Source organism: Mitsuaria sp. CC2 (assembly GCF_048957715.1).
Classification (GTDB): domain Bacteria; phylum Pseudomonadota; class Gammaproteobacteria; order Burkholderiales; family Burkholderiaceae_C; genus Roseateles.
In genome coordinates, this window is record NZ_JARVXN010000013.1 from 341,627 (window position 1) to 357,502 (window position 15,876).

11 protein-coding genes are annotated in these 15,876 nt (G+C 68.4%); 8 read left to right on the forward strand and 3 right to left on the reverse strand.

The genetic code is table 11. The features are described from left to right. Positions 1-359 precede the first annotated feature (359 nt). The 3 genes from PV762_RS09235 to PV762_RS09245 all read left to right on the forward strand — a co-directional run bounded on the left by PV762_RS09235 (position 360) and on the right by PV762_RS09245 (position 4,237). Entirely contained in the window at positions 360-914 is a 555-nt protein-coding gene (locus PV762_RS09235; RefSeq protein ID WP_421034727.1) for a hypothetical protein, read from the forward strand. Between the two features lie 73 nt (positions 915-987). After that, positions 988-1,989: a Bug family tripartite tricarboxylate transporter substrate binding protein gene (locus PV762_RS09240; RefSeq protein ID WP_421034728.1), complete on the forward strand. Its 1,002-nt coding sequence runs from the start codon at positions 988-990 to the stop codon at positions 1,987-1,989. 313 nt (positions 1,990-2,302) lie between these two features. Beyond that, positions 2,303-4,237, forward strand: a complete 1,935-nt coding sequence (locus PV762_RS09245; RefSeq protein ID WP_421034729.1) for a Cache 3/Cache 2 fusion domain-containing protein — start codon at positions 2,303-2,305, stop codon at positions 4,235-4,237. Between the two features lie 93 nt (positions 4,238-4,330). On the opposite strand, the gene PV762_RS09250 is transcribed toward PV762_RS09245, so the two are convergent. After that, a complete protein-coding gene (locus tag PV762_RS09250; protein WP_421034730.1) occupies positions 4,331-8,254 on the reverse strand; it encodes a DUF3683 domain-containing protein in 3,924 nt (1,307 codons plus the stop codon). A 410-nt stretch (positions 8,255-8,664) separates the two neighbouring features. Between PV762_RS09250 and ugpB the strand changes: the two genes are divergently transcribed. From ugpB to ugpQ, 5 genes are all read left to right on the forward strand, one after another. Continuing rightward, positions 8,665-9,990, forward strand: a complete 1,326-nt coding sequence (gene ugpB / locus PV762_RS09255; RefSeq protein ID WP_421034731.1) for a sn-glycerol-3-phosphate ABC transporter substrate-binding protein UgpB — start codon at positions 8,665-8,667, stop codon at positions 9,988-9,990. A gap of 80 nt (positions 9,991-10,070) precedes the next feature. Continuing rightward, complete coding sequence (gene ugpA / locus PV762_RS09260) at positions 10,071-10,958, forward strand: sn-glycerol-3-phosphate ABC transporter permease UgpA (protein WP_421034732.1); 888 nt, start codon at positions 10,071-10,073, stop codon at positions 10,956-10,958. 1 nt (position 10,959) lies between these two features. Next, positions 10,960-11,808, forward strand: coding sequence for a sn-glycerol-3-phosphate ABC transporter permease UgpE (ugpE, locus tag PV762_RS09265; protein ID WP_421034733.1), 849 nt, complete (start codon positions 10,960-10,962; stop codon positions 11,806-11,808). Between the two features lie 73 nt (positions 11,809-11,881). Further along, positions 11,882-12,979 carry a sn-glycerol-3-phosphate import ATP-binding protein UgpC gene (locus PV762_RS09270; RefSeq protein WP_421034734.1) on the forward strand — a complete coding sequence of 366 codons (1,098 nt, stop codon included), beginning with the start codon at positions 11,882-11,884 and terminating at the stop codon, positions 12,977-12,979. A gap of 52 nt (positions 12,980-13,031) precedes the next feature. Further along, positions 13,032-13,811, forward strand: coding sequence for a glycerophosphodiester phosphodiesterase (gene ugpQ, locus PV762_RS09275; protein ID WP_421034735.1), 780 nt, complete (start codon positions 13,032-13,034; stop codon positions 13,809-13,811). A gap of 8 nt (positions 13,812-13,819) precedes the next feature. Here the strand turns inward: ugpQ and PV762_RS09280 are convergent, their stop codons facing one another. Next, on the reverse strand, positions 13,820-14,425 hold the full coding sequence (locus PV762_RS09280) for a GNAT family N-acetyltransferase (protein WP_421034736.1): 606 nt from the start codon (positions 14,423-14,425) through the stop codon (positions 13,820-13,822). Between the two features lie 27 nt (positions 14,426-14,452). Further along, the gene (locus PV762_RS09285) at positions 14,453-15,844 is read right to left on the reverse strand and encodes an MFS transporter (RefSeq protein ID WP_421034737.1); all 1,392 of its coding nucleotides are present in this window, start codon (positions 15,842-15,844) and stop codon (positions 14,453-14,455) included. Positions 15,845-15,876 lie beyond the last annotated feature (32 nt).

Sequence of the window (15,876 nt, forward strand, 5' to 3'; positions counted from 1 at the left end):
GGCAGGCCCCGTGCCATTCGGGACCCGTGCCTTTCGGAACCTGCGCGCGGAAGTCATGGGCCTCGCGCCGCACGCTTGGGGCCAGGTCTTGTCATGGCTCCGTCATGTGCGTCCGGCGAGACGTCGGCCGGAAAGTCACGCATGACTTTTGATCCGATGGATACTGGGGAAAGTCGATCCGCGGATCGTCGCGGCGACGTGCGTTTCGTCGCAGATTTCCCGCGCTCCGCCCCCCGGCTTCGACGCTTGGTCGCGCACCGCTTGGTCGACGACCCCGGGCTGCCTACGCTGAAAAAAGACCGATCGTTCCGCCACCGTGACGCGGGCCGCGACGGTTCCTCAGCCCACAGGAGCACGACATGCACACCACCACCCGCACCGCCCGTCAGACCACCCGCCTCGTCCGCACCAATCTCCTCCGCGCCGCCGCCGGCCTCGCCGCCGGTGCCGTCTTCTCCGTCCTGTTCATCGGTTCCGCCCAGGCCGCGCCCGACGACCTGCAGCGCGTGGAGATCTCCGGCCGCCGTCCCGGCGAGATCCCGCGTACCGACGTGCGCGCCACCTGCCCGGGCGTGGACAAGGCGCTCGATGACCGGCTGGCACGGGTCCAGGCCATCGAAGGCAAGGAAGGGCTGTCCACGGTCAGCTTCCGCCTGAACGGCAACGTCGTGAGCGACGTGCAGGACCGCGGTCCCCTGGCCTACCGCACCGCCCTGCGCCGGGCCGTGCGCGCGCTGCAATGCCAGGGCGCGGCGCGCGACACGCTCTACGTGATGCAGGTGTCGTTCCGCAACGAGGACGAGCGCGACGACATGGGCAGGCGGGTCGCGCTGCTCGAGATGGCCCCGCCGGCGGCGGGATCCGTCGTCGGCGCGGCGAGCGCGGCGGGCGCGGCGATGGTCGACGGGCGCTGAGCGGGTTGTTCCGGAAGAGGAGGTCCCGGGCGCTGGCTAGGATGGTCGGCACGCCAACCCGGAGACCTCATCCATGCCTGTCCGCCCGCACGACGCCTCGCGCCGTTCCCTCGTGATCACGGGCGCCCTCGGCGCCACCGCCGGCGCCCTGGGCTGGCCGGCGACCGCTCATGCGGACACCTGGCCGTCCAAGCCGATCCGATGGGTCGTCGCCTACCCCGCCGGCGGCGGCTCGGACTTCCTGGCGCGCCAGATCGCGCCGGTGCTCGGCAGGGCGCTCGGACAGACGCTGGTCATCGACAACAAACCCGGCGCCGCCGCCATCATCGGCACCGACAACGCCGCCAAGTCGCCGCCGGACGGCTACACCCTCCTCACCGGGGACATCGGTGCGATGGTGTTCAACAGCGCGCTCTACAAGAAGCTGCCCTACTCGGCGACGGACTTCGCGCCGGTCGGCTCCATGGCGCGCTTCCCGCTGCTGCTGGTGGTCAATCCCAATGCCGGGTTCAGCTCGGCCAGGCAGTGGCTGGACACCATCAAGGCCCGGCCGGGAAAGTACAGCTACGCCTCGCCCGGTGTCGGCAGCCCGCATCATCTGGCGATGGAGCTGCTCAAGGACCGCACCAGCAGCTACATCGTCCACGTGCCCTATCGCGGCACGGCGTTCTCGACGCAGGACCTGATCGGCGGCGTGGTGCCGATGGGCATCCTCGACACCGCCGCCGCGCTGCCGCACCTGCGCGCCGGCAAGCTGAAGGCGCTGGCGGTGTTCTCCCCCAGGCGCATCGCCGCGCTGCCCGACGTGCCCAGCATCGACGAGACCGGCGTGACCGGCGTCGAGCTCAGCGCCTGGCAAGGTCTGTTCGTCCCGAAGGGCACGCCCGAGCCGATCGTCGCGCGCCTGGGCTCGGAGCTCGGCAAGACGCTGGCGCAGCCGGACCTGAAAGTGAAGCTGGAGGATTTCGGTCTGGAAGTCATCCCGGGCGACGCCGCGACGCTGGCCCGTGTCATCCAGACCGATACGCAGAAATGGCACGCCCTGATCCGCAGCCGCGGCATTTCGGCGGAGTGAATTCCGAGGGGTCAGGTCGGGTCAGGTCAGGTCGCGTCGAGGCATGCGGAGGCGGCGGGCGGTAATCGACCGTCCGGTCGGTAGCCATGCGCGGGTGGTAGCGCTGTCCTCCTCTCGGGCGATGCGCGACTCATTACTTCACGTCAACGTGAAATAGCCACGGGTTATCCCTTGGAAAGCAATAGCTCAGATAGGCCGAAACCCAGTCATACACACTACAGTTTGATAAAGCGCAAAGATAAAAACCATAACGACGCGCGAGGAGGCTTTCCCCCATCACTTCCGTTCCGCCTTGTCGCGGAGCCGTCCGGACATGAACAACACTCCCGCCGTGCGCGCGACGGTCGCCCGTCGCGTGTCCATCTGGTCCAGCGCCGCGATCGCGGTGCTCCTGATGATCATCTGCGGCGCCCTCTCCTGGGTGCTCACGAACCAGGCTCAACAACGCACGCTGGACTACATGTCGGCGGAAGCGGCTTCGGTGGCGCGTGTCGCGGACGCCCTGGACCGCACGGCGCGGGACTCGGCCAACCGGCTGTACGACGTGCTGGCCGGCGACTTCGAAGGCGGCGCCTTCACGCTGGACGGCGACGGCGAACTGGCCTTCAACGGCCAGAAGCTCAACGGGAACTTCGACGCGGTCGACCGTTTCACCCGCCGCACCGGCGGCGTGGCGACCATCTTCGCGCGCAAGGGTTCGGACGACTTCATCCGCATCACCACCTCGCTGAAGAAGGAAGACGGCTCGCGCGCCGTCGGCACGACGCTGGACCGCGCCGGCGCGGCGTTCAGCAAGCTTTCCGGGGGCGATACCTACGTGGGGCCGGCGACGCTCTTCAAGGTGCCCTACATGACCCGCTATTCGGCGATCAAGGACGCGGGCGGCAAGGTCGTCGGCATCCTGTTCATCGGCTTCGACATGCGCGGCCTGCAGCAGGAACTCGTGAAGATGGCCGACGCGGTCAAGCTCTACGAGACCGGCGGCCTGTACCTCCTGGATCCGGGCAAGACACCGGCCGACGCGCTGCTGCGCGCCCATCCGCGCTCGCAAGGCAAGAAGCTGTCGGAAGTGATGCCGGCCGACCAGGCCGAGCAATACGTCAAGACGCTGACCACCGACGGGGACGGCGTGCTGGAGCAGGTCCAGGCCGTCTACGGCGACAGCTACAAGGACGCGTTCGCCGTGGCGCGCAAGTCCGAAGCCACCGGCTGGTGGGTCGTCGCCGAGGCCTCGCGCGCGCAGGCGCTGGCGGCGCACAACGCCACGCTGTGGGTGCTGTGGGGCCTGATCCTGGCGACCGTCGTGCTGCTGGGCCTGGGCGTCACCTGGATCCTCGGACGCTGGGTCGGCCGACCGCTGGCGGACCTGAACGACGCCGTCAGCGCCGTCGCCGCGGGCGACCTCACCCGTCCGGTGATCGTGCGTCAGCAGGATGACCTGGGCGCCCTGGCGGCCGGCGTTGAACGCATGCGCGTGCAGCTGTCGCGCACCATCAACGAGGTGCGCCAGGCCAGCGATTCCATTGGCACCGCCTCGGCGGAAGTCGCCGCGGGCAGCCGCGACCTGTCGGCGCGCACCGAGCAGTCGGCCAGCCACCTGCAGGAGACCGCCTCCGCGCTGGAAGAACTCGCCAGCTCCATGAGCCAGACCGCCGCGTCGGCCTCGCAGGCCCATCAGCTCGTGGGTGAGTCCGACCGCGCCGCGCAGCGCGGCGGCAACGTCGTCGCCCAGGTCGTGACCACCATGGACGCGATCTCCGCCGCCAGCCGTCAGATCGGCGACATCATCGGCACGATCGACTCGATCGCCTTCCAGACCAACATCCTGGCGCTCAATGCCGCGGTCGAGGCCGCGCGTGCCGGTGAACAAGGTCGCGGCTTCGCGGTCGTCGCCGCCGAGGTCCGGCACCTCGCCCAGCGCAGCGCGGAAGCCGCCAAGCAGATCAAGGGACTGATCACCACCAGCGGCGAACGCGTCGAATCCGGCGCCAAGCTCGTCGGCGACACCGGCGAGGCCATGCGCGACATCGTCACCAGCGTGAAGCGCGTGACCGACATCATCGGAGAGATCTCCACCGCGTCGCGCGAGCAGTCGCTGGGCGTCACCCGCATCAACGGCGCGGTGGCCCAGCTGGATCAGGGCACGCAGCAGAACGCCGCGCTGGTCGAGGAGAGCACCGCCGCCGCGGAAAGCCTGCGGGAGCAGGCGCACCGGCTGGTGGAGCAGGTCGGACAGTTCCGCGTCTGACGCGACGGCCTCCATGGGCGCGAGCAGCGCGCCCAACAACAAAGCCCGCCGGAAGGCGGGCTTTTTCGTCGGCGCTTCAGCCGAACCGGATCGTCAGACCAGCACGCGCTCGATGCCGCCGTGGTTGGCCTTGGCCACGTACTCCGGCATCCAGTTCTCGCCGAGGATCCTGCGGGCCATCTCCACGACGATGTAGTCCGCCTCGAGCAGGCCGTTCTGCATGTCGTCGCCGTAGCGGCTGAGGCCTTGCAGGCAGGACGGGCAGCTGGTGAGGATCTTGAGGTTCTCCTCGGCGCCGACCTTGCCCGCTGCACGCAGTTGCGTCTCCGCCTTGCGCAGCTCCTCTTCCTTGCGGAAGCGCACCTGCGTCGACACGTCCGGCCGCGTGACGCCCAGCGTGCCGCTCTCGCCGCAGCAGCGCTCGCTCTTCATCACCTCGGGACCGACGAGCGCCTTCACCGTCTTCATCGGCTCCTGCAGCTTCATCGGCGAATGGCAGGGGTCGTGATAGAGATAGGCCTGCTTGCTGTCGAGCTGGATGCCCTTCTCCAGCAGGTACTCGTGGATGTCGATGATGCGGCAGCCGGGGAAGATGTCCTCGAACTTGTAGCCTTGAAGCTGGTCATAGCAGGTGCCGCAGCTGACCACCACCGTCTTGATGTCGAGGTAGTTCAGCGTGTTGGCCACGCGGTGGAACAGCACGCGGTTGTCGGTGATGATCTTCTCGGCCTTGTCGAACTGGCCCGAGCCGCGCTGCGGGTAACCGCAGCAGAGGTAGCCCGGCGGCAGCACGGTCTGCACGCCCGCGTGCCAGAGCATGGCCTGCGTCGCCAGCCCGACCTGGCTGAACAGGCGCTCCGAGCCGCAGCCCGGGAAGTAGAAGACCGCCTCCGCTTCGGACGACGTCTTCTGCGGGTTGCGGATGATGGGGACGTAGTCCTTGTCCTCGATGTCGAGCAGCGCACGCGCCGTCTTCTTCGGCAGGCCCCCCGGCAGCTTCTTGTTGATGAAGTGGATGACCTGTTCCTTGATCGGCGCGGTCCCCACCGTCGCCCGCGGCGCGGCGGTCTGCTTGCGCGCGACGCGCTTGAGCAGGCTGTTGGCGATGCGCTGGGCCTTGAAACCGACGCCGACCATCGCCGCGCGGGCCACCTTGATCGTCTCCGGATTGGTCGCGTTGAGCATCAGCATCGCCGCGGCGTTGCCGGGACGGAAGCTCTTCTTGCCCATCTTGCGCAACAGGTTGCGCATGTTCATCGTGACGTCGCCGAAGTCGATCTTCACCGGGCACGGGTTCACGCACTTGTGGCAGACCGTGCAGTGGTCGGCGACGTCCTCGAACTCCTCCCAGTGCTTGATCGACACGCCGCGGCGGGTCTGCTCCTCGTACAGGAAGGCCTCGACCAGCAGCGAGGTCGCAAGGATCTTGTTGCGCGGGCTGTAGAGCAGGTTGGCGCGCGGCACGTGGGTCGCGCACACCGGCTTGCACTTGCCGCAGCGCAGGCAGTCCTTGATGGACTCGCTGATCGCGCCGATGTCGCTCTGCTGCATGATCAGCGACTCGTGCCCCATCAGCCCGAAGCTGGGCGTGTAGGCGTTGGTCAGGTCGGCGAAGGTCGTCTGGCCGCCCTGCCCGCCGGTGCCGGGTCGCAGCAGCTTGCCCTTGTTGAAGCGGCCTTCCGGATCGATCCGGGCCTTGTAGCCGGCGAAGCCCGCCAGCTCCTCATCGGTGAGGAACTCGAGCTTGGTGATGCCGATGCCGTGCTCGCCGGAGATCACGCCGTCCAGCGAGCGCGCCAGCGTCATGATCCGCGCGACCGCCTCGTGCGCGGTCTGCAGCATCTCGTAGTTGTCCGAGTTCACCGGGATGTTGGTGTGCACGTTGCCGTCGCCGGCATGCATGTGCAGCGCCACCCAGACGCGGCCGCGCAGCACTTCCTTGTGGATGCGCTTGCATTCCGCCACGATGGGCGCGAACGCGCCGCCGGCGAAGATGTCCTGCAGCGGTTTCAGGATCTGGCGCTTCCAGCTCGCGCGCAGCGTGTAGTCCTGCAGCTGCTCGAAGTAGGAGCGATCGCCTTCACGGGGAAGGTCCAACTCCTGCATCCACGTGCGCCATTGCAGCCCGGTCTCGTCCAGCAGCGCCAGCGCCTGCGCCACGCGGTCCTCGAGCAGCTCCGCGCTCGGAATCTCGCCGGCGTCGTCGCCCTTGCCCAGCGGCAGGTTGCCGTTGGCGAAGAAGGTGCGCAGCGCCTCGACCAGCGCCAGCTTGTTGCGCAGCGACAGTTCGATGTTGATGCGCTCGATGCCCAGCGTGTACTCGCCCATGCGGGGCAGCGGGATCACGACGTCCTCGTTCACCTTGAACGCGTTCGTGTGCTTGGAGATCGCCGCCGTGCGCTTGCGGTCCAGCCAGAACTTCTTGCGCGCATCGGCGCTGACCGCGACGAAGCCTTCGCCCGAACGGCCGTTGGCCAGGCGCACGACCTCGCTGGTGGCGCGCGCGACCTCGTCGGCGTCGTCACCGACGATGTCGCCGATGAGCACCATCTTTGGCAGCCCGCCGCGCTTGCTCTTGGTGGCATAGCCGACCGCCTTCAGGTAGCGGTCGTCCAGATGCTCGAGGCCGGCGAGGATGGCCCCGTTGGGCTTCTTCATCTCGCCGAACATGAAGTCCTTGATGTCGACGATCGACGGCACGCAGTCCTTCGGATTGCCGAAGAACTCCAGGCAGACCGTGCGCACATGCGCCGGCATGCGGTGCACGATCCAGCGCGCGCTGGTGATCAGGCCGTCGCAGCCTTCCTTCTGGATGCCGGGCAGGCCCGCGAGGAACTTGTCCGTCACGTCCTTGCCCAGGCCTTCCTTGCGGAAGGTGCGCCCGGGGATGTCCAGGCGTTCGGTGCGTTCCAGCGTCTTGCCGGTCGCGTCGTAGTAGTGCAGGTCGAAGCTCGCGACCTCGACGTCGTGGATCTTGCCGAGGTTGTGGTTGACGCGGACGACTTCGAGCCATTTCGCGTCCGGCGTCACCATGCGCCACGAGGCGAGGTTGTCCAGCGCCGTGCCCCACAGCACCGCCTTCTTGCCGCCGGCGTTCATCGCGACGTTGCCGCCGACGCAGGACGCTTCCGCCGAGGTCGGGTCGACCGCGAACACGAAGCCGTGCAGCTCCGCCAGGTCCGACACGCGCTGCGTGACGACGCCGGCTTCGGTCCAGATCGTCGCGACCTCGCGGTCCACGCCCGGCAGGCGCTGCATCTCGACGCCGCGCATGGCCTCGAGCTTCTCGGTGTTGATCACCGCGCTGTTCCACACCAGCGGCACCGCGCCGCCGGTGTAGCCGGTGCCGCCGCCGCGCGGGATCACCGTCAGGCCCAGCTCGAAGCAGCCCGCCACCAGTGCGGCCATCTCGGCCTCGGTGTCCGGGGTCAGCACGACGAAGGGGTACTCGACGCGCCAGTCCGTCGCGTCGGTCACGTGCGAGACACGCGACAGGCCGTCGAACTTGACGTTGTCCTTGGCGGTGATCTTCGCGAAGACCTTGACCGCGCGCTTGCGCAGCTCGGCCACCTGGTCGAACTGGTGGGAGAAGGCGCCCACCGCCGCTTCCGCCGCCGTCAGCAGTTCACCGACCCAGGCATCGCGCTTGGCGTCGTCCTCCGGATGACGACGACGCTGCACTTCGCCCAGACGGTGGCGCAGCGCGCCGATCAGCGCCGCGCGCCGCTTGGGGTTGTCGAGCAGGTCGTCCTGCAGGTACGGATTGCGCTGCACCACCCAGATGTCGCCGAGCACCTCGTACAGCATGCGCGCGGAGCGGCCGGTCTGGCGCTCGGTGCGCAGCTGGTCCAGCAGTTCCCATGACCGGGCGCCGAGCAGGCGAAGGACGATTTCGCGATCGGAGAAGGACGTGTAGTTGTACGGAATCTCGCGCAGCCGGGCGGCGGGCGCGTGCGGCTGGCTCAGGTCGCCGGCCATCGCGGGGTCGGCGGGCATCAGCAGATGCGGTGCATTCATGGCGGCCAGGTGCTCGCGCACCGGGGTTGCGGCAGGCCGGCGTCCAGGGGAGCGGAAACCGATGCCAGGCTGGAAAGACAGGCGGAGAAGGCAAGGCCCCGCGACCGGACAGCGCCCTGGACTTGTGGTCCCCGCACCCGCTGGACACGGGCGTGGAAGCGGCGTTCGCGAATGGCCGCGATCGGCGGCCGGCCCGGTCTGGGCAATGGTTGGAATCCTAACCCACCCCCAGAGGGCCATCCCCGGCGAGGGACTCTAGGGATCTGCCGCCGTCCACCCCTCGGCGGACGGTTCGCCAGTGTCACAATCCATCGATAAGCTCGCCGGCCCTCGCCGGCCCTCGGCGGACCGTCCAACCGACGATGTCCGCCGCGGACCGCAGAACCACCCTCCCCGAGCATCGGAGACCCATGAAGCACCTCCCGACATCCCTGTTGGCCACCTCGGCCGTTGCGCTCGCCGCGCTGATCGCTCCCGCCGCCGCGTCGGCGCAGACCGAGATCCAGTGGTGGCACTCGATGGGCGGCGCCCTCGGCGACTGGGTCAACGACCTGGCCAAGGACTTCAACGCCAGCCAGAAGGACTACAAGATCGTCCCGACCTACAAGGGCAGCTACGACGAGTCCATGGCCGGCGCCATCGCCGCCTTCCGCGCCGGCAACGCGCCGCACATCCTGCAGGTCTTCGAGGTCGGCACCGCCACCATGATGGCCAGCAAGGGCGCGATCGTGCCGGTGGGCCAGGTCATGCAACAGGCGGGCGCCAAGTTCGACAACGCCGCCTATGTGCCCGCCGTCGCCGGTTACTACGCCGCGCCCAACGGCCAGATGCTGAGCTTCCCGTTCAACAGCTCGACGACCGTCTTCCATTACAACAAGGACGCGTTCAAGGCCGCCGGCCTGGACCCCAACAAGCCGCCCAGCTCCTGGCCGGAAGTCGCCGCCGCCGCCGCCAAGCTCAAGGCTGCCGGTCACAAGTGCCCGTTCACCACCAGCTGGGTGAGCTGGACGCAGCTGGAGAGCTTCTCCGCCTGGCACAACGTCGAGTACGCGACGAAGAACAACGGCTTCGGCGGCCTGGACGCGCGGCTGACGTTCAACTCGCCGCTGCACGTGCGCCACATCGAGAACCTGGCCAACATGGCCAAGCAGGGCCTGTTCGTCTACAAGGGCCGCGGCAACAGCGCCGACGCGACCTTCTACTCCGGCGAATGCGCCATGATGACCGGCTCCTCCGGCCTCTACGCCAACATCAAGAAGAGCGCCAAGTTCGCGTCCGGCATCGCGCCGCTGCCCTACTACCCCGACGTGCCCGGCGCGCCGCAGAACACCGTCATCGGCGGCGCCAGCCTGTGGGTGATGTCCGGCAAGAAACCGGCCGAGTACAAGGGCGTGGCCGCGTTCTTCCAGTACCTGTCCAGGGCCGACGTCGCGTCCGAGAGCCACAAGCGCACCGGTTACCTGCCGGTGACCAAGGCGGCCTACGAGCTGACCGAGCAGAGCGGCTTCTACAAGCAGAACCCGGGCACCGACGTCGCCGTGCAGCAGATGATCCGCAAGACGACGGAGAAGTCGCGCGGCGTGCGTCTGGGCAACTTCGCGCAGATCCGCACCGTCATCGACGAGGAAATGGAACAGGTCTGGGCCGGCAAGAAGCAGCCCAAGGAAGGCCTGGAGGCCGCGGTGAAGCGCGGCAACGAACTGCTGGAACGCTTCCAGAAGGCCAACAGGTCCTGACCCCCGGCTGAGCCGACCGGGGCGCCGTCGCGCTCCGGTCTGCCCGCCCTTTCCGATTCCTCTTTCGACGCCCTCCCCGGATGTCCCAACAGAAACGCGTGGTGTTCCGATCGCGCTGGCTGCCCTGGCTGCTGCTGGCGCCGCAGGCGCTGGTGATCGGCGTGTTCTTCTTCTGGCCCGCGGCGCAGGCGCTGCTGCAGAGCCTGCAGCAGCAGGACGCCTTCGGCCTGTCGACCGAGTGGGTCGGCTTGGCCAACTTCCAGAACCTGATCGAGGACGACAGCTACCTCGCCTCGTTCAAGACGACGGCGGTGTTCTCGCTGCTGGTGGCGGTGATCGGGCTGGCGGTGTCGCTGCTGCTGGCCACGATGGCCAACCGCGTCGTGCGCGGCGCGCCGGTCTACAAGACGCTGCTGATCTGGCCCTACGCGGTCGCGCCGGCGATCGCGGGCGTGCTGTGGCTGTTCATGTTCGCGCCGTCCATCGGCGTGGTCGCCTACGGCCTGCAGCAGATGGGCATCAACTGGAATCACCTGCTCAATGCCGACCACGCGATGACCCTCGTCGTGATGGCCGCGATCTGGAAGCAAATCTCCTACAACTTCCTGTTCTTCCTGGCCGGGCTGCAGTCCATCCCGAAGTCGCTGCTGGAGGCCGCCGCGATCGACGGCGCCGGCCCGTGGCGCCGCTTCTGGACGATCACCTTCCCGCTGCTGTCGCCGACCTCGTTCTTCCTGCTGGTGATCAACGTGGTCTACGCCTTCTTCGACACCTTCGGCATCATCGACGCGGCCACCCACGGCGGCCCCGGCAAGGACACCGCGATCCTGGTCTACAAGGTCTACTACGACGGCTTCAAGGCGCTGGACCTCGGCGGCTCGGCCGCGCAGAGCGTCGTGCTGATGGTCATCGTGATCACGCTGACGGTCCTGCAGTTCCGCTTCGTCGAAAAGAAAGTGCAGTACTGACATGGTCGAGCGTCGCCCCGCCCTGACGATGCTGTCGCACCTGATCCTGGTGCTCGGCGTGCTGATCGTCGCCTTCCCGCTGTACATCGCCTTCGTCGCGTCGACGCAGACGGCCGCGGAGATCGTCCAGTCCCCGATGCCGCTGCTGCCGGGATCGCACTTCCTGGACAACTACGCCGCCGCGCTGTTCGGCAACACCGGCGGCGGTTCCAAGGCCCCGGTGGGCCAGATGATGTGGGTCAGCTTCGTCTCCGCGATGGTCATCGCGGTGGGCAAGATCGCGATCTCGCTGCTGTCGGCCTTCGCGATCGTCTACTTCCGCTTCCCGGCGCGGAACTTCTTCTTCTGGGCCATCTTCGTCACCTTGATGCTGCCGGTGGAAGTGCGCATCGGCCCGACCTACCAGGTCGTCTCCGACCTGAAGATGCTCAACACCTACGCCGGGCTGACGGTGCCGCTGATCGCCTCGGCGACCGCGACCTTCCTGTTCCGGCAGTTCTTCCTGACGATCCCGGACGAGCTCGTCGAAGCCTCGCGCATCGACGGCGCCGGTCCGCTGCGCTTCTTCCGGGACGTGCTGCTGCCCTTGTCGAAGACCAGCATCGCGGCGCTCTTCGTCATCCAGTTCATCTACGGCTGGAACCAGTACCTGTGGCCGCTGCTGGTCACGACCGACGAGCAGATGTACCCGGTCGTCATCGGCATCAAGCGCATGATCAGCGGCGGCGACGCGGCCAACGACTGGAACATCATCATGGCCACCGCGATGTTGGCGATGATCCCGCCGGCGCTGGTCGTCGTGCTGATGCAGCGCTGGTTCGTGAAGGGCCTGGTGGACGCCGAGAAGTAAGCGCCGGGAAGCAACCGCCGGGAAACAATCGCCGACCACCAAGCGCCGACAAGTAAAACGAGAGAAGACTCCGATGGCAAGCATTTCCCTGCGCAACGTCGTCAAGCAATACGGCAGCGGCGCCAAGGCCAACCCCGTGATCCACGGCGTCAACGCCGAGATCCGGGACGGCGAGTTCGTCGTCATCGTCGGCCCGTCGGGTTGCGGCAAGTCCACGCTGCTGCGCATGGTCGCCGGCCTGGAGGAGATCAGCGGCGGCGAGATCGCCATCGGCGAACGCGTCGTCAACGAGGTCGAGCCCGCCGACCGCGACATCGCGATGGTGTTCCAGAACTACGCGCTCTACCCGCACATGAGCGTGTTCGAGAACATGGCCTACGGCCTGAAGATCCGCAAGCTGTCCGAGACGCAGATCCGCGAGCGCGTCGACAAGGCCGCGCGCATCCTGGAGCTCGCCCACCTGCTGCAGCGCAAGCCGCGCGAGCTCTCCGGCGGCCAGCGCCAGCGCGTCGCGATGGGCCGCGCGATCGTGCGCGACCCGCAGGTCTTCCTGTTCGACGAACCGCTGTCCAACCTCGACGCCAAGCTGCGCGTGCAGACGCGGCTCGAGATCCAGAAGCTGCACCGCGAACTCGGCGTCACCTCGCTGTTCGTGACCCACGACCAGGTCGAGGCGATGACGCTGGCGCAGCGCATCGTCGTCATGAACGGCGGCCGCATGGAACAGTTCGGCACGCCCGAGGAGGTGTACGGCCGCCCGGCGACGACCTTCGTCGCGAGCTTCATCGGCTCGCCGGCGATGAATCTGCTGAAGGGACGCGTGGAAGCGGGCGCCGGAGGCCGTCGATTCGTCATCGGCAACGCGGTACTGCCGCTGCCGCAACCGGCCCCGCGGGAGGGGGAATTGATCCTCGGCCTGCGCCCGGAACACGCGCTGCCGCATGACGGCCAGATCGTCGCGGGCGACACCACGGCCTGGCCGCTGAAGGTGGAGATGGTCGAGATGCTGGGCGCGGAGCGGCTGGTGTACGGCCGGCTCGGCGATGCGACCTTCACGCTGCGCATCGACGGCACGGACGCCCCGCCGCGGCCCGGCGACGAGGTCCTGCTGAAGGCGCCCGCCGAGCGGCTGCACTGGTTCGATCCGGCGACCGGGCAGCGCGTCGACTGAGCGCGACGCCGGTCTCGAGTCGATGCGAGGATCCTCGATCACGGAGAACGACATGACGCTGCGGACACCCACCCTCACCGACGAGTCCACCTGGCCCTGGTCGCTGCCCTTCTGGGTGGCCCATCGCGGCGCCGGCAAGCTCGCGCCGGAGAACACGCTGGCGGCCTTCCGCGAGGGCGCGCGCCACGGCTACCGCGCCTTCGAATGCGACGTGAAGCTGAGCGCGGATGGCGTGCCCTTCCTGCTGCACGACGCGACGCTGGACCGCACGACGAGCGCGCGCGGCCGCGCTGCGGACCGGACCTGGGGCGAGCTGTCGCGGCTCGACGCCGGCCGCTGGCACAGCCGCGCCTTCGCGGGCGAGCCGCCGCCGAGTCTCGAAGCGATCGCCGCCTTCGTGCGACGCAATCAGCATGCGCTGAACATCGAGATCAAACCCACACCGGGTGACGAGTTCCGCACCGGCGAGGTGGTCGGCGGAGAAGTGCTGCGACTGTGGGAAGGATCGGCGCCGGATACGGTGCTGTTCAGCAGCTTCCAGCCGGAAGCGCTGCGCGGTGCGCGGGAATCCGCGCCGCAGGTGCCGCGGGGCCTGCTGCTCGACAAGATCGACGGCGACGGCTGGTTGCAGCTGGCGCAATCGCTGGGCTGCCGCGCCGTCATCACGCATTACGCGCTGATGGACCAGGCGCTGGTGGAACGCCTGCATGAGGCGGAGATGAAGGCGCTGGTCTACACCGTGAACGACGCCGCCGCCGCGCAGTGGCTGATCGCCAACGGCGTCGACGGCATCATCACTGACGCGGTCGACCGCTTCAGCCCGACGGCCTGAGCCGCGCCTCAGCGCGCGGGGTCGATCAACTCGTTGACCGAGATCATTCCGTAGATGCAGGTGTCGCTGAGCTCGCCCGACACGTTGAGCGCGTCGTCTCTCAGCAGGCCTTCCAGCGAGAAGCCGCACCGCTCGGCGACGGCGCGGCTCGCCGTGTTGCGCGAATCGGTGCGGATCTCCAGCCGTCTCGCGCGTAGCGGGCCGAAGGCCATCCGCGCCAGTGCGACCACCGCTTCGGACACCAGCCCGCGCCCGGTGTGCGCCGGGCTGATCCAGTAGCCCATCTCGTAGCGGCGCACCTTCCACTCCAGCGTGTGCAGACCCGCGCCGCCGATCAACGCGCCGGCGCTGCCGTCGGCCTCGCGCTCGTGCACGTAATACGCCAGGTGCTGCCGTTGCAGGAACTGCGACTGCATGCGCCGCGCGACCGCTTCCGACTGCTCGACGCTGGGTGTCTCGTGCGCCCAGGGCATCCAGGGCTTGAGGTGCTCCTGCGCGTCGAGCACGGCACGGTTGAGGAGGGGCCCGATCCCCGCGCGCGGCGCGAGGAGCAGGAGCCGCGACGTCTCCAGGCGCTCGGGAACGTCGATGAGGATGGGGTCGTCGGTTGGCATGACGCGCATGGTGGAGGGTGACCGCAATCAGTTGCCGTTGGCCGGCTGCAGGTTCGTGCCGTTTGCCTGACTCGCAGGAGGGAGCCGCGGCATCGCTTCGACGCCCAGCGGGGTCTCTTCCTCCTCGACCTTGGGCAGCGCCTTCACGGTGCGGATGGCCCGGACCTGCCAGGCCAGCGCCGCCAGCAGCAAGGCGCCCACGCCGGCAAAGGCCAGCGCGGCGCGCAGGCTGACGTGTTCGCCGAGCCACCCGCCGATCAGCGCGCCGGGACCGGCGGGAATCAGGATCAGCCAGCGCATCGTGCTGGTCATGCGGCCCAGCAGCGGAGCGGGCGTCACCGCCTGCCGCAGGGAGATGAAGTTGATGAAGATCAACACCGCACCGACGCCGAACATGAACAGCGTGAACGCGAAGACCGCCACGCCGATCGCGTTGGGCGGCGCGACGCACAGCGCCGCCCAGCCGATGCCGCACATCGCGAAGCCGCCGATCAGGCTGGGGCCCGGCCCGAAGCGCGTGGTGATGCGATGGCCGAAGGCGCTCGCCAGCACGGTCCCGGCGCCCAGCGCGATGTAGGAGAGGCCGACGCTCTGCGCCGACAGGCCGAGCACGCGCGTCGCAAACAGGATCTGCACCACCTGCGCCGCCTGGTTGAACATCTGCCAGACGCCGACCGCGCAGGCCAGCGCGACCAGCATCCGCTTGCCGCGCACGAAGGCGACGCCGGCCTTCAGGTCGCGCCAGAAATCGCTGCCGTCCAGGCGGTGCAGGGTCTCGTTGACCTTGACGCCGCGCAGGATGGCCGCGGAGGCGACCAGCAGCAGCGCGTCCACCGCCAGCGCCAGCGGCGCGCCGACCAGCTTGATCAGCGCGCCAGCGACGCCGGGGCCGGCGACTTCCGCCCCCGAAGAGGCCAGCGCATTCTTCGCATGCGCCTCGACCAGCCGGTCGCGGCTCACGACCTGCGTCAACACGATCTGAGAGGCGCTGCCCGCGATCGTGTAGACCGTGCCGAGCAGGAATCCGACGAAGTACAGCCAGGGCATGCCCAGCCAGCCCATCCAGTGGGCGACTGGGACGCTGAACACGGCGACGGCCAGCGTGAGCTCGCCGACGATGTAGACCGGCAGCTTGCGCACGCGGTCCAGCCAGACGCCGGCGGGCAGCGAGAACAGCACGAAAGGCGCGAGCTCCATGGCCGTCAGCACACCCATCTGCGTCGGCGAGGCGTGCAGCAGCACGGCTGCGGTCAGCGGCAGCGCCAGCAGCGTGATCTGCCCGCCCAGCGAGCTGATGAGGATGGACGTCCAGAGACGCCGGTAGACGAGGTTGCGCAGCAGATCGCCGGCGGGAAGCTGGATGAGATCCAGCAGGCGGTCGAGCGAACGGTCGACCCACGTGCTTGTCCTGTTGGACATGATGACACTCCGGATGCGGTCCGCACGGGGCG